Source organism: Hungatella sp. (genome assembly GCF_046966825.1).
On record NZ_JBKVCZ010000158.1, the window covers coordinates 1 to 14673 of the forward strand.

Here is a 14673-nt window from a genome sequence, read left to right on the forward strand (position 1 = left end):
GGTCTTCCAGAAACAGGGGGCGGCAGGATTCCACACCTTTAGCGAAGGCAATCGCTTCCATGGGATCCATGCTGCGGTGACACTCCAAGATCAGGTCGAATTCATTTCCGACTGCGTTTCTGCAGGCTTTTACAATATCAATATACTTCTGTACTTTACAGCTAAAGATGTTGTTTTGCCGGGAGGCAGTCGTCTGACTAAGATCCGCTGTGATCATCAGTCGGGCGGCATCGCAGCCTTTGGCTTTTAACCGAACACAGGCTTCTGCGGCCTCCTGAGGAGTGAAATGGAAGACTGCTTCATAACTGCGGACTTTATTTCGGCACTTGCCGCCAAAAAACTCATAAACGGGAACGCCAAGCGCTTTTCCTTTGATATCCCATAAGGCGATATCAATAGCAGCCAAAGCACTCATGAGTATGGAACCCCTAAAATACATACTCCGGTATAAAAAATTCCAATGATGTTCAATCGGGAAAGGATCCTGTCCGATCAGGTAATCTCTGAACTTTTGCAGGACACCCGCCACACCGTCCAAATATCCCCACGCACCGGCTTCGCCGATACCTGTAATGCCGCTATCGGTATGTACTTTGATAAATAAATATTTACTCGCAGGGAGTATTTCTATATCAGTGATTTTCATTGCATAACCTCCAAATAAAAAATGAATCAGCGACGATTATTTTTTATTTCCGTCCATTCCCGTGCAAGATGGATAAGCCTATTATGGATTAAGGAGAGCGGCTTTGTCAAATAACCTGTTTTAATCAGCCTATAACTGTGAGTGATGGGCTTAACGAAGACAGAAGTTTACGGTGAATCAGATCGCGCATATCTTGAATGAGGTCCAGATTCAGACTGTTTTGTTTATATCCAATCAGGGAAAGGCGGTAAAGTGGCGTGTCATCCAGAACGCAGAAAGCCAGCTTTTCATCGAGCTCCGGATGGATCCGGTGAAAATCCAGTGCATTGACAAAGAGCGCGCCTACGCCGCCGGCTGCCAGCTGGTAGGCCGTATCCAGGTTACTTATGTTTAACGTTTCGCCCGAGTGAATATGGTTATTTTTCATGATCTGACTGGTAAAATGGAAGAAACCATTGTTTGGAGTTGGCATGAGAAACAGCATTCCATTTAAAACGGAACTTTCGATGAGGGCAGGATTCCTGATGGTTGCCTCATTTGCTGCGAAGGGCCGTACAGATGAGGAGCGGGAAAAAACACAGTAGATCATTTCTTTCCGTAAGATTTCATAGACAACACCAGGATATCCGGTATTCAGTGCACCAAAAGCAATGTCAATATTTCCGGAGCTGACACCGTTCTCCAGTTCTTCCAGACCGCCCTCATGAATCTGAAGCACAACGTCAGGGTGAGACTGATAGAATTCGGGAAGAAGGATGGGCAGCCACTGCATTCCTCTCGTCATCCCCATTCCGATATGAAATACCCGTTTTTGAGATCCCATATCATGAAGAGTCATACGCAGCATAGCTTCTTCATTCTGAATATTTTTCATTTTTGAAATATAAATCATTCCGGCCTCGGTTACCTGAATCGGTGTAACTGTGCGGTCAAATAACTTTATTCCCAGATACTGCTCTAATTTGTTGATATAAGAAGTCAACCCGGGTTGTGAGATATAAAGGCGTTTCGCTGCCTTTGTCAAACTTTTTTCTTCTGCCAGTGCCAATACGTATTCGAATTTATCCAGTGTCATTATCAGACCTCCAGTTTCGTTTGTCATTGTTAGACTCAGTATAACAGATAGAAAAACGAACGTAAATATCCAGCTATAACTTTTATTTATAGGAAAATTATGAAAATGTATTGGAAAAAACACGAGGTAAGTGATAAGTTAATTACAAATCAGCGACGATGATATTTCCTGTAACTTGTGCAAAATCACAAAAGGAGAAATCAGAGTATGAGTACCTTGACCATATGTTTACTTATTTGTGTATTAACAATAGCAGGTTTTATCTGGGGGAAATGGACCATGGCGACTGTGTCGCTATGCAGTATGATTTTATTTATAATGACCGGCTGTATTGAGCCTAACGCTGCCCTTGCAAATTTTGGAAATACCAATGGCATTATGTTGATGAGTATGTTTGTAGTTGCAGCCGGATTCAGAAGGACCCAGTTTGTCCATACAGTATCATACAGTGTCAATCGGCTGGCACAGGGCAGTATTCGAAAGATTATGGCGGCATATATCATTATAACCATTATACTGGCACAGTTTATACAGAGCCCCGTAGTGGTATTTGGAATTATGAGTCCCATGCTGGCTGCAACATGCGCAGAAATTAACATTAGCCCCAGCAAAGTGATGTATCCGCTGGGCATTGCGGCGATAGCTACATGCAGTGCGTTTCCTTTGGGTAGCGGTGCAACCGTATTTGCTGAATTAAATGCCTACCTTGAGGCAAATGGATATACCGAGTACATGGTGGGATTGACAGATCCCATGAAATGCAGGTTGCCCCTAGTATTAGTCTGTGCTGTTTACTGCATCTTTTTTGCGATGAAGCTTGCACCGGAAAAGCCTGTGGTTGGTATCGAAGCTTCGTCAGAAGGACGAAAAGACCAAGAGAAAGAGAAACTGCCGCCTTTTCAGGAACGAAGCGGCTACCTTATATTTATTGCGGTTACGGTAGCGTTAATATTCCAGCAGCAGTTGAACAATATACTGATTTCTGTAAGCGCAGTGGGAATAACTACCTGGCAGATCTGTTTTATAGGAGCCCTTCTTGTGGTGATTACAGGCGTTCTTACACCAAGGGAAGCGACAGAAGCAATGCCTGTTTGGATGTATCTGCTTCTCGTTGGAAGTCTGACGATGGGAGGCGCGCTGCAGGCAACTGGCGCAGGCAATGTAATTGGCGATGTTCTTGCAGGCATTGTAGGGAAGCTGGGAAATCCTTATCTGATTGGCATGGTATTCTTTATAGTTCCATTTTTGCTGACACAATTTATGCAGAACCGAACGGTCATGATGGTGTTTATCCCTATTGCCATTTTGGCCTGTAAGAGCATGGGGGCTAATCCTGTTGGAGTCATTATTCTGGTGCAGGCGGCATGCCTGACTGCATTTATGACACCAATGGCTACTCCAGCCGTACCTCAGTATATGGCAGCAGGCGGATACGACTTAAAATGTGTTTTAAAACAGTCCGTAATTCCCTGTGTGTTATTCTGCCTGATCAGTGTATTTTGGACAATGACTGTAATTCCAATGTTTTAAAATGATAAGAGGGGTGATGGGATGCTGACACAGAATCAGAGACTGGAATTAAAAGCTGCAATGGAGTCGCAACAAAGGAATTTTGGTGGTGTAACACAGGAGGAAATGGCACGATTTCCTGCTGAAAAAGAGGATATGAGAGTGGTAACCTCACAGGGAGAGACGAAAATCATTCGTTTTGAATATGGAGATAGGACAGCAGAACGGCCGCTTTTTCTTAATTTGCATGGAGGTGGATTCATTGGCGGAAGAATGGACCGTGATGAGTTATTCTGCAGAAAGATGGCCTGCCGCTTTCATGCGCTTGTCCTGGATATTGATTACAAGCTTGCACCGGAGTACCCTTACCCGAGAGCTGTGCTGGAGTGTCAGGCCGTAGCTGCATGGGTGTGGGATAACAGAAAATCGCTCTTCTATCATCCTGGAAAAATCGTTTTGATGGGGCATAGTTCAGGAGGTAATCTTGCCGCAGGAATCTGTATGAAATATGGTCAAACAGGACAATTTAAGCCCTGCTGCACGATTCTTGACTATCCTCCGCTTGATTTGGCAAAAGATCCGGCGGATAAGGAGAGGTCAGTTTGCGATATGACGGCCGAGCGGGCACGGGATTACAATCTGAAATATATAAAACCTGAAGATCGCGCAGAGGCATATGCCAGTCCGCTTTATGCCCAGGCGGAGTTATTGATGCGATTCCCTGATACACTGATTGTTGCAGCCGGAGAAGACAGCTTATGCAGGGAAGATGAGGAGTTTGCACTTCGCCTTGCGCGGGCGGGAGTTACAGTGACTTTAAAACGATTTACAGAGAGTGTACATGGGTTTGTAATTAATCGAATGTGTGAATGGGAGTCAGCGATGGTATTGATAGAAGGGTTTGTTGAACAGCATATAAAGAAACTGGAAAATTGACAGACGAGGAAACGTAAAATTACAGAGGAATACAAAAGAAGCAGGACAAAACGTTCATATAAGGCATGTATTAAAAACACAGCCTTCATGGTGGCCTGTCCTGCTTCTGCGATTCTTGGGCTATGTATCTGTAAGATAATAAAGAGATAGGATCTGTTCTATGCAATAATTATGATGCTGTCAAAATAATAAGCCCATGCAGCCCATACCCCAGGATATACTTATATTCACAAGTCTCCAAATGCAGCTTCATGTACTGATCAAAGCTCTCCTTTGTTAAATTATTTAGCTGTTCCCCTCTCATATAAGCCGTGCCGTCTGATGTCAGGTGATGAAGAATTTTGAGCTGATGGTCATGTGCAGTCTTTTCAATCTCTTCCGGCAGCAAATAGGTAAAAGGATCGTTCTCACCTCTGGTGCTATAGAATTTTAACACATCCCCCATATTCTCCAGTTTCACGTTAAGGTTTAAATGTAATGCTGCCATGAAATTAATATAGGAAATAACTAAAACCCCGTTCTTTTTCAATAACCGCAGACATTGCTCCAGAGCCATGTTCCGGGCCTTTTCTTCCAGATGGTAAAATGCCCCCATGCAGAGTACGACATCAAAAGAATGATCTTCATATGGATTCATTTCACAAATGTCTCCGACGAAAATGTCGTCCAGCAATGGCTTCTGCATTTGCTTTTGCCGCATGATATCCACATTGCGTGGTACTATATCACTCGCAATGACGGCATTTCCCCGTCTGGCCAGTTCGAAGGCGTAATTTCCGGTTCCTGCGCAGCCATCAAATATCCTGCTGTGAGGGGGAAGGACGCGATTAAAATAGTACATGGTAGTCAGCCATTCAACCTGGTGACTGTAATTGCGAAACAGCCTTCCGTCTTCCTCGTAATGGTTGTAATAGTTGATGATGTTTTTCTCCATAATGCACCTCCGGAACGATGAATTGGCATATCTGCCTGCGTATCCAACAGCCTGCATTCTACCATGTACAAATAATTCCGTCTATTCCTTAATTGCACTGATTACAGCCATTCATTCCTTTTCACACCAGTTTCTGAGGCGATTTGATTAAATCCTCCAGCGTAATCCCATCCAGATACTCATTAATGATCGTATCCAGTTTCTGCCATACAGGCCGCGTCAGGCAGCATTCAAGCCGGGAGCATTCCGCATAGGATTCCTCCACGCAGGCGACCGGTGCCAGACTTCCCTCTGTCAGACGCAGAATCTCGCCCAGAGTGTATTCGCCGGGCTCCTTCGTCAGGCGGTAACCGCCGCCTTTTCCGCGCAGGCCGGCCAGAAGCTGATTCTGAACGAGTACCTTTATGATAATCTCCAGATATTTCTCGGAAATGTCCTGACGGTTCGCAATTTCTTTCAGAGGAACGTACCTGTCGGTGTTCTGCTGTGCCAGATCCAGCATAACCCGCAGCGCGTAACGTCCCCTCGTTGAAATCATCATTTGACATCCCTCCCTTCCGCAATACCAGTACCGGGCGGCACTGGTTATATAATCCTATTATACAACAAGGTAAATAGGATTATCAATAGCCAATATAGCTATAAACCTATTGACAAAGTAGGTTTATGATATTATGATGAATATAACCAAGTAAATAAGTAGGTTATTGAGAGAAAAGCCTTTTTCAGGCGGAATGGAGGACTATATGTCAAAACAATTACTGAAAATAAATGGATTATCAGTCAATGTGGAAGATAAAGAGATTTTACATGGTATTAATCTGGAGATTAAAAAGGGGGAGACTCACGTGCTGATGGGGCCCAACGGAGCGGGTAAGTCTACGCTGGGGTACGCGCTGATGGGGAATCCGCGCTATGAAGTGACGAAAGGAGATATCTGGTTTCAGGGAAAGCGGATAAACGAAGAGCCGGCCGATAAGCGGGCTAAAGCAGGAATGTTTCTTTCCTTCCAGAATCCACTGGAGGTTCCGGGCCTTCCGCTGGGCACATTTATCCGCAGCGCCGTGGAACAGCGCAGGGGCGCCAGAGTGCGGCTGTGGGATTTCCATAAGGAGCTGGAGAAGGCCATGGAACTGCTGCAGATGGACCGGGCCTATGGAGACCGCGATTTAAATGCAGGTTTTTCCGGCGGTGAGAAAAAGAAAGCGGAGATTCTTCAGCTTCTGCTCTTAAATCCCAGTCTGGCCATACTGGATGAGACGGATTCCGGTCTGGACGTGGATGCGGTACGAACCGTGTCCCAGGGCGTGGAAGAGTACCAGAAGGGCCGGGACGGAGGTCTTCTGATTATCACCCACAGCACCCGGATTCTGGAGTCCCTGCGTGTGGACAAAACCCACATTATGGTAGACGGCAGAATCGTGAAGACAGGAGACGGTTCCCTGGTGGAACAGATTAACGAACATGGGTTTGAACAATATTTGGATCAGGCGGGCTGTTAGAGAGCGTTTGACGAAAAGTAATTTTCAGATACACTCCAGTCCGCGCATCCGGAAAGGATGGAAGAGAGAGATGGAAGAAAAAACATATGTAAATGATATCGACAGAAGTATTTACGACATCCGAAATGAAGAAACGGATGTTTACCGTATAGAGGAAGGCTTAAAGCCGGAGATCGTGGAGCAAATCTCAAAAGAGAAGAAGGACCCGCTTTGGATGGAGCTGTTCCGCCTAAAGTCCCTGCAGATATACAATAATATGAGCGTTCCCGATTGGGGTCCCTCCCTGGAGGGGCTGGATATGAGCCACATCGCCACGTATGTGCGCCCCAACACAAAGATGAAGACGAAGTGGTCCGATGTGCCTGAGGAGATCAAGGATACCTTCGAGCGTCTGGGAATCCCCCAGGCGGAGCGGAAATCCCTGGCTGGCGTAGGCGCCCAGTACGACTCGGAGCTGGTCTATCACAATGTCCGCCAGGAGGTGGCGGAGATGGGCGTGGTATATACGGACCTGGAAAGCGCCATGAAGGGGGAATACGCGGACATGGTGAAAAAGCATTTCATGAAGCTGGTGAAGCCTTCGGATCACAAGTTTGCGGCGCTCCACGGGGCCGTCTGGTCAGGTGGTTCCTTTGTCTATGTGCCGCCGGGAGTTTCCGTGGAAATACCGCTGCAATCCTATTTCCGGCTGAACGCGCCGGGAGCGGGGCAGTTTGAACATACACTGATCATCGTGGATGAAGGGGCGGACCTTCACTTTATTGAGGGATGTTCCGCACCTAAATATAATGTGGCCAATCTTCACGCAGGCTGTGTAGAACTGTTTGTGGGAAGGAATGCGAAGCTTCGTTATTCCACGATTGAAAACTGGTCTAAAAACATGTATAACCTGAATACCAAGAGGGCCCAGGTGGAGGAAGGAGGCACCATCGAATGGGTGTCCGGTTCCTTTGGCTCCCATGTTTCCTACTTATATCCCATGAGCATCCTGAAGGGCCGCGGGGCCAGAATGGAGTTCACCGGAATCACCTTTGCGGGTGAGGGGCAGAATCTGGACACAGGCGCGAAAGTGGTTCACGCCGCTCCGGAGACAACCTCCTATATGAACACCAGATCCATATCCAAGAGCGGGGGCGTAAGCACCTTCCGCAGCTCCGTGGTGGTGGCCAGGGGGGCGAAGAACAGCAAATCGGCTGTCTCCTGCCAGTCCCTGATGCTGGACCGGATATCAAGGTCGGACACGATTCCTGCTATGGATATCCGGACCCCGGACGCGGATATCGGCCATGAGGCCAAGATTGGGCGGATCAGCGACGAGGCCGTCTTTTACCTTATGTCCAGAGGACTGAGCGAGGAGGAGGCCAGGGCAATGATCGTCAGCGGATTTGCGGATAATGTATCCAAAGAGCTGCCATTAGAGTATGCCGTGGAGATGAATAATCTGATCCGGCTGGAGATGAAGGGCAGTATTGGTTAGTTTAGGAAAGGAGGTCTCCTATGGGACAGGGACTTGATTTGAAGATAAACAGGCTGTCGGCCAGGACCTGGAACTGGCTGAAAATGAATGAGGCAGGCTTAAATGAGATAGAGGCAGGGGAATCCCCCACGATCATCACGGAAGGATTCGCGGAAGCGGTTACGTGGAGAGAAGATTTCTCGGCCATTGCCACCGGGATGGGAGAAGATATGGACCGATTGGCGCGAGAGTCGAATACGGACGCGATCCGGATCCAGTCCGGGCCATCGGTAGAAGAGCGGCGGGCCGCGCTGCATTTCGTCTGCGGCAGCGGAGCAAAGAGCTTCCAGACCGTGGAGCTTCTGGTACAGGAGGACGAAACTCTAAACGTGGTTATGGATTTCACCTCTGCGCCGGAGGCCGCGGGGCTTACCGCTGTCCAGACCCGGTTCCGGGTCAGGAAAAACGCCAGACTGAGGCTGATCCAGCTCCAGCTTCTGGGAAGCGGCTATACATTTTTAAGCGATATCGGCGGAAGCTGCGGCGAGGGATCATCCGTGGAGGTAATTCAGCTGTTTTTGGGCGGTGCGGAGACTTACGCGGGCTGCCAGGCGGACCTTGCAGGGAAAGAGAGTACGATGAACGCCGACGTGGGTTACTTGGGAAGGGACAGCCAGCGGTTTGACATGAACTACGTGGCCAACCACCGGGGAGAGAAATCCCGGAGCCGGATTCTGGCCGGAGGCGTGCTGAGGGACCGGGCGTTTAAGCTCTTTCGCGGAACCATTGATTTTAAGTTTGGAGCCGCCGGGGCAGAGGGAGAGGAGAAGGAGGATGTGCTGCTTCTGGGAGACGACGTGATCAATCAGACCATTCCCCTGATTCTCTGTGCAGAGGAGGATGTCCAGGGAAACCATGGAGCTACCATCGGAAGACTGGATGACGAACTGCTGTTCTATCTTTGTTCCAGAGGCATGAGCCCTGAGGCTGCCGCTAAAATGATAACAAGGGCCCGGCTGGATGCCGTCTGTCGAAAGATTGGCGACGAAGCCGCGGAGCAGATGGTGCAGGATTATCTGGAGGAGGTGGAGAAAAATGGAAGATAGAAATCCATACCGCGAAAATTTTCCATTGCTTAAGGAGAATCCGGTGATTTACTTAGACAGTGCGGCCACGGCTCAGAAGCCCTCCTGTGTACTCCAGGCGGAGCGGGATTTTTATGAGCACAGCTATGCAAATCCCATGCGTGGTTTCTACGCCCTGAGTATGGAGGCCACAAAACGTCTGGAGGAAGCCAGAGACGAAGTGCGGCGCTTTATTAACGCATCGTCCTCCGACGAGATCATTTTTACCAGAAACACCACGGAGAGCCTGAACCTGGTGGCCTACAGCTACGGACTGTCCCGGCTGAAGGCCGGGGATGAGGTATTGGTAAGCATCATGGAGCACCACAGTAACTTGCTGCCCTGGCAGATGGCTGCGGAAAAGACGGGAGCGGTTTTACGATTTCTGGAGTGCGAGGCGGACGGCCGGATTACGCAGGAACGTCTGGAGGCGGCATTTACTGACCGTACCAGGCTGGTCGCTGTGACCCATGTGTCCAATGTGCTGGGATGCGAGAACCCCATACGCCAGATCGCGGCCATGGCCAGGGAGCGAGGGGCTGTCGTGGTCGTGGATGCAGCACAGAGCGCGCCCCATATGCCGATCGATGTACAGGAATCAGGCGTGGATTTTCTGGCTTTCTCAGGCCATAAGCTCATGGGGCCCATGGGCATCGGTGTGCTGTACGGGAGACGGGAACTGCTGGAGGAGATGCCGCCCTTCCTCACCGGAGGGGAGATGATCGACTCTGTCACCAGAACAGGGGCCGTATTCGCCCCGGTGCCTCATAAGTTTGAGGCGGGCACCGTCAACGCGGCGGGAGCCTGGGGGCTTATGGAAGCGATCCGCTACTGAAACGTGTTGGATTTGATGAGGTGCATCGCCGGGAACTGGCATTGACAACGATGGCCCTGGAGGGACTTAAGCAGATACCACACGTCCATGTCCTGGGATCTGAGCGGCCGGAAGAACACTGTGGAATCCTGACCTTTACCATAGATGGCGTTCACCCTCACGATGTGAGCGCGATTCTGGATGCAGATGGCATCGCCGTCCGCGCCGGGCATCACTGTGCCCAGCCGTTGTTTGAATATTTAAAGGTCAATTCTGCTGCCAGAGCCAGTATATATTTTTATAATACCCGTGAGGAGATTGAGGCATTTTTGAAGAGCATAGCCGGAATCAGGAGGAAGATGGGATATGGAGAATAGAAGTTTTTATAATGAGATTTTGACAGAACACAATCTGCGTCCGGCTCACAAGCACGATCTGCCGGATGCCAATCTGGTGCTGGAGGGCGTAAACCCCAGCTGCGGAGATGATATCTGGCTAAAGCTGAAGGTGGAGGACGGAGTAATCCAGGATGGATCCTTCGTGGGCGACGGATGCGCGATTTCCCAGGCTTCCGCGGATATGATGCTGGACCTGGTGATCGGAAAGAAAAAGGAAGAGGCCGTGAAGCTGGCTGAAAACTTTTTTCAGATGATTCGGGGCACGGCAGGGGAGGCGGATTTAGAGGCACTGGAGGAAGCTGCCGCCCTGCAGGACATTGCCCATATGCCCGCCCGGGTGAAATGCGCGGTGCTGGGATGGCGAACGCTGGAGGAAATACTGGAGGGACAGGAGAATTGAGCTGATCTATCTGATTTTACCATTTCTATCCATAAAATGAAAATTGCTGAAACTTTTTCACCGATACCAGACGTCTAATCGTTTGTAATAAGAAAATAGAAAGACGAGGTATTCATTATGAGAAGATTTGCAGTGATTTGTATGTGTGCGGTGGCGATTGCAGGAGCAGTGCCGTCTGTCCCGGCCTTTGCGGCTACGGGAAATGTGGTGATGGCTGCGAAGTCAAGAACAAAGCAGTCCCAGTCCGGCCTTCAGGATACGGCCCAGGCGGTGCAGATTGCATTTCAAAACAAAGATATGGAGAAGCTGGCCGGTTTATGTAATTTCCCATTGACCATCGTCTACGGAGACGGTTCCCTGGTGGAGATCAAAGATAAGGCAGCGTTTAAGAAACTGGACTCCGGACTCATTTTCAGCAGTAAAATGCAGGATGCAATCGCCTCCACCAACGCAGCGAAGCTTAAGGCTGAGGGGAACGCAGGCGCGCAGATGGGCGGAGATAATGGCCTGAACCTGTACAAATTTAAGAAGAAATGGAAAGTAAACAGTATTTATCTGGATACCGCGGCAGGTGACGGACTGGCGATAAAAGACATGAAGGAGGCAGCAGTCACGATCCAGAAGACATTTTCATACAAGGATATGGACACCATGGCAAAGCTGTGCAACTATCCTTTGACGATCGTCCAGGAAAATGGTAATTTAAAAGAAATAAGAAACCCGCAGGAATTAGTCGCAATGGGCGAAGATAAGCTGTTTACGGAAAAGCTGAGAGATGCCATAGACCGGACGGACGTGGATAAGCTGACCAATGTCGGTGACGCCGGCGTGCAGATGGGCGGAGATTCCGGATTATCGATGTATCGTTTTAATGGTGTATGGAAGATCAATAATATTTATCAGTAAATAGAAATGCGGTTGGTGGTCGGTGTTGCTGCTGATCATGGAATAGCGGTCATGGAGTGCAGGTTCCGGAGTGCTGGTGTAAAAGCATAGATGAAAAGGGGGTTGAAAAAAACTCTCCAAACAGAAAAATGGCTGAGATCATAAGACTTCAGCCGTTTTTTTGTAGAATTAATTACGCGAATAACCTTGATATATAATAAGTACCATGGCTATTACTGCAATTGTAAAATAACCGGTTATATGCCATGCATTGAACGGCTCGGCGATGAATCTGGAAAGCGTAAATGCAACGAACAGATCGACAGGAATTACCAACAGCAGAGCTATTCCTGACGCCAGTAATTTCCGTGTCCGAAATACCCGGAACAGGAAGAAAATACACCACAGATACACAACTCCAATGAAAGCCATATTGATGCTGACAGGAAAAAATAAATCGCTGCCCCTGATCAGTCTATGAAGCACATACAAAAATGGTACAATAAAAATACTGCACATGAGCAGGGAGCCGCAAACTCCTTTTTTACCGAATTTGATCATGGGGATGAATACCAGCCATGTAAAGACAATCGCACTGATTGGATACAGCGACCATGTAAACGATCGTGAAATCGCGGTATCACAGATAGCGCATACCGCTATCCCAATGAAAAGAAGCAGGCTGAATACACCTGTAAAGATGTTATGCGTAGATCTGGATCTGTCTTGTGATACTTGGACTTGTTCCTGATTCATTCGTGTGTCCTCCCTGTTTATCGCTGGATTTTATTTTGTAATTGATTTTATATGTTTCCCGTCCTATATCATTTCTCATTTACTCACTTTGTGGATATGCTCATGATAAGCCCCATGCGTCAGCCTGTAAGCGGTAAAATAGTCTTCTTCCATTTGACCGGCCGATATACCAAAGTAATCGCACCAGCTGTCCTCATAACAGACAAACAGTATGCTGGGAAGAATACTTGTGAAGAATTCAGTCAGCCAATGGGCATGGTCCATTTTCGGATTGTCTGATGATTGTTCCCCGTCGATCTCCATCAACGGAGCCAGCACCTGATACAGCATCGTCTGGCTGTTTCCGTTTTTTAAAGACTCGCTCATGAGAATTCTGGCGCAGTCCCGATTCTGTTTGAGAAATTCCATGTACACGGATATCTTTTCAATCCCCTCAGCCCGGCTGTCATGCAGGATATACTTGTAATCGCCAACAAATTCTGTAATGACAGCATTTAACAGATCTTCCTTGCTATTAAAGTGGTAGTAAATGAGAGATTTGGGTACCCCGGCATTGGATGCGATTTCCTCCATGCCTGTGGCGTCGTACCCTTTTTCCGCAAATAGTTGTTTCGCAGTCTTCATAATTAAGCCTTTTTTACTTGCCCTTGCCATTGTGATTCCTCCAAAGTTGTACTGACTGGTCAGTATAATTATATGCCTGTAAATGGAGACTGTCAAGCAAACTCAAGCAAACTTTTACGGATGTTGTTTTATTTTCATGATAATTGTCATCAATCACAAGATTTGGTATAATTATTGCATGAAAAGCTGCTGATTTTGATCGGGGATTATGAGAAAATACCTGGCTTAATGCGTGGATGGGCTGGTGCAGAACTGGAAAGTGAGCGGTGGCCGAGGTGTACAGAATACTAATTGTGGATGATGAAAGAAATGAACGTACCGGAATTGAAAAATTGGCCTTCCTGTAAGCGAATTAGGGGCCTTATTGAGTGAAAACCACATGGATATGCAGTGCGAGGATTAAAAACCAGCTTTTTCAGACATACGGATTATATTCTGGTAATAGGAACATCATATTCGCTTCATGAGGTAAATTATGAGGAGGTTATAATGGAATGGAGGTTATACTGAAATAAAAGCTGTATCATTAGATTTACGGGCATGATTTGCCGATGGAGGAATGATCACTGCCCGATCCTTTTTCGGTTTCGCGCTTCATACATAGTTTCACGGCAAAGCACGGATACTACATATATGAATAAAAATCGGATATCCGGAGAAAGACCGGAAACTAATTCAAAATTAAAAATAGGAACGCACCTCTCTGTTGCGAAAGGGTATGCTGCGCTGGCAAGGGATGCCGTAAAAATCGGTGCGAACACATTCCAGCTTTTTATACGAAACCCGCGGGGAGCCAGGGCAAAAGAGATTAATCCTGAAGAAATAGAGGCGTTTCAAACGATATTAAGAAATCATAATTTCACGCCATTCATCGCCCACGCGCCTTATACGTTAAATCTCTGCTCCGCAAATCAACATTTAAGAGAGCTGTCTGCGCAAATGATGGCTGAAGATTTGAAGCGTATGGAATTCATGCCGGGGAATCTATATAATCTCCATCCGGGCAGCCGGCTGGATCAGCCCGTAGACCGTGCAGTGGAACAGATTGCAGAAGGACTCAATCAGACCATGTTTCCGGAAATGCGGACAATGGTATTGCTGGAAACGATGGCCGGAAAGGGTAGTGAAGTCGGCAGATGCTTTGAGGAACTGAAAAGTATATTGGACAAAGTGGAGTTGAAAGACAAGATAGGGTTTTGTATGGACGCCTGCCATATGTGGAATTCCGGGTATGACATTGTGAATCACCTGGATGAGGTACTCGAGCATTTCGATCATCTGATCGGTTTGCAATACCTGAAAGCATTTCATATCAATGACAGCATGAATGTCAGAGAAAGTCATAAGGACCGGCATACGCTCATCGGCAGCGGGTATATAGGGGAAGAGACAATCCATAAGATCATCAACCATCCCCTGCTCCATGAGCTGCCGTTTATATTGGAGACGCCTACGGATTTGACGGGACACACGGAGGAGATCAGGCGTTTGAAAGAGATGTATAGATTGGATAAGCAGATGGACCAATACACCGGATTCTGACAGAACCACCTCAAGCGAGTTGCAGCTCACAGCCCTGCCGGTCTCCGCTTCCCGGTCTGTGAACGGTAACAG

Annotated in this window: 14 protein-coding genes and 1 pseudogene; 9 read left to right on the forward strand and 6 right to left on the reverse strand. The window is 47.7% G+C overall.

The window, feature by feature from the left end:
• A partial coding sequence (locus tag ACLTD4_RS29230) for a mandelate racemase/muconate lactonizing enzyme family protein (RefSeq protein ID WP_412331776.1) occupies positions 1–646 on the reverse strand: 646 nt, incomplete at its 3' end.
• Positions 647–770: 124 nt separating this feature from the next.
• Positions 771–1721 carry a LysR family transcriptional regulator gene (locus ACLTD4_RS29235; RefSeq protein ID WP_181988717.1) on the reverse strand — a complete coding sequence of 317 codons (951 nt, stop codon included), beginning with the start codon at positions 1719–1721 and terminating at the stop codon, positions 771–773.
• A gap of 207 nt (positions 1722–1928) precedes the next feature.
• Between ACLTD4_RS29235 and ACLTD4_RS29240 the strand changes: the two genes are divergently transcribed.
• A complete protein-coding gene (locus ACLTD4_RS29240) occupies positions 1929–3251 on the forward strand; it encodes an SLC13 family permease (protein ID WP_117623934.1) in 1323 nt (440 codons plus the stop codon).
• A gap of 105 nt (positions 3252–3356) precedes the next feature.
• Complete coding sequence (locus tag ACLTD4_RS29245) at positions 3357–4166, forward strand: alpha/beta hydrolase (protein WP_181988716.1); 810 nt, start codon at positions 3357–3359, stop codon at positions 4164–4166.
• A 169-nt stretch (positions 4167–4335) separates the two neighbouring features.
• Here the strand turns inward: ACLTD4_RS29245 and ACLTD4_RS29250 are convergent, their stop codons facing one another.
• Together ACLTD4_RS29250 and ACLTD4_RS29255 are read right to left on the reverse strand one after the other, a co-directional pair.
• Positions 4336–5100 (reverse strand): class I SAM-dependent methyltransferase, encoded by a 765-nt coding sequence (locus tag ACLTD4_RS29250; protein WP_181988715.1) that lies wholly within the window; start codon positions 5098–5100, stop codon positions 4336–4338.
• A 121-nt stretch (positions 5101–5221) separates the two neighbouring features.
• Positions 5222–5641 carry an RrF2 family transcriptional regulator gene (locus ACLTD4_RS29255; protein ID WP_025531592.1) on the reverse strand — a complete coding sequence of 140 codons (420 nt, stop codon included), beginning with the start codon at positions 5639–5641 and terminating at the stop codon, positions 5222–5224.
• 205 nt (positions 5642–5846) lie between these two features.
• On the opposite strand from ACLTD4_RS29255, the gene sufC reads away from it, so the two are divergent.
• The 6 genes and pseudogenes from sufC to ACLTD4_RS29285 all read left to right on the forward strand — a co-directional run bounded on the left by sufC (position 5847) and on the right by ACLTD4_RS29285 (position 11700).
• Positions 5847–6602, forward strand: a complete 756-nt coding sequence (gene sufC, locus ACLTD4_RS29260; protein ID WP_055656078.1) for a Fe-S cluster assembly ATPase SufC — start codon at positions 5847–5849, stop codon at positions 6600–6602.
• 70 nt (positions 6603–6672) lie between these two features.
• Positions 6673–8079 carry a Fe-S cluster assembly protein SufB gene (sufB, locus tag ACLTD4_RS29265; protein ID WP_055656080.1) on the forward strand — a complete coding sequence of 469 codons (1407 nt, stop codon included), beginning with the start codon at positions 6673–6675 and terminating at the stop codon, positions 8077–8079.
• A gap of 20 nt (positions 8080–8099) precedes the next feature.
• Positions 8100–9164 carry a SufB/SufD family protein gene (locus ACLTD4_RS29270; RefSeq protein WP_055656082.1) on the forward strand — a complete coding sequence of 355 codons (1065 nt, stop codon included), beginning with the start codon at positions 8100–8102 and terminating at the stop codon, positions 9162–9164.
• Positions 9154–10373, forward strand: a pseudogene (locus ACLTD4_RS29275) (aminotransferase class V-fold PLP-dependent enzyme). Before ACLTD4_RS29270 ends, ACLTD4_RS29275 begins: the two are co-directional and overlap by 11 nt.
• A complete protein-coding gene (sufU, locus tag ACLTD4_RS29280) occupies positions 10363–10794 on the forward strand; it encodes a Fe-S cluster assembly sulfur transfer protein SufU (protein WP_055656086.1) in 432 nt (143 codons plus the stop codon). The pseudogene ACLTD4_RS29275 and the gene sufU overlap by 11 nt, the downstream one beginning before the upstream one ends.
• A 117-nt stretch (positions 10795–10911) precedes the next feature.
• Positions 10912–11700: a hypothetical protein gene (locus ACLTD4_RS29285; protein WP_055656088.1), complete on the forward strand. Its 789-nt coding sequence runs from the start codon at positions 10912–10914 to the stop codon at positions 11698–11700.
• Between the two features lie 168 nt (positions 11701–11868).
• Here the strand turns inward: ACLTD4_RS29285 and ACLTD4_RS29290 are convergent, their stop codons facing one another.
• A complete protein-coding gene (locus ACLTD4_RS29290) occupies positions 11869–12435 on the reverse strand; it encodes a hypothetical protein (protein ID WP_117623931.1) in 567 nt (188 codons plus the stop codon).
• Positions 12436–12510: 75 nt separating this feature from the next.
• Positions 12511–13089: a TetR/AcrR family transcriptional regulator gene (locus tag ACLTD4_RS29295; RefSeq protein ID WP_055656092.1), complete on the reverse strand. Its 579-nt coding sequence runs from the start codon at positions 13087–13089 to the stop codon at positions 12511–12513.
• A 603-nt stretch (positions 13090–13692) separates the two neighbouring features.
• Here ACLTD4_RS29295 and ACLTD4_RS29300 point away from each other — a divergent pair.
• Complete coding sequence (locus ACLTD4_RS29300) at positions 13693–14601, forward strand: deoxyribonuclease IV (RefSeq protein WP_412331777.1); 909 nt, start codon at positions 13693–13695, stop codon at positions 14599–14601.
• Positions 14602–14673: the final 72 nt, after the last annotated feature.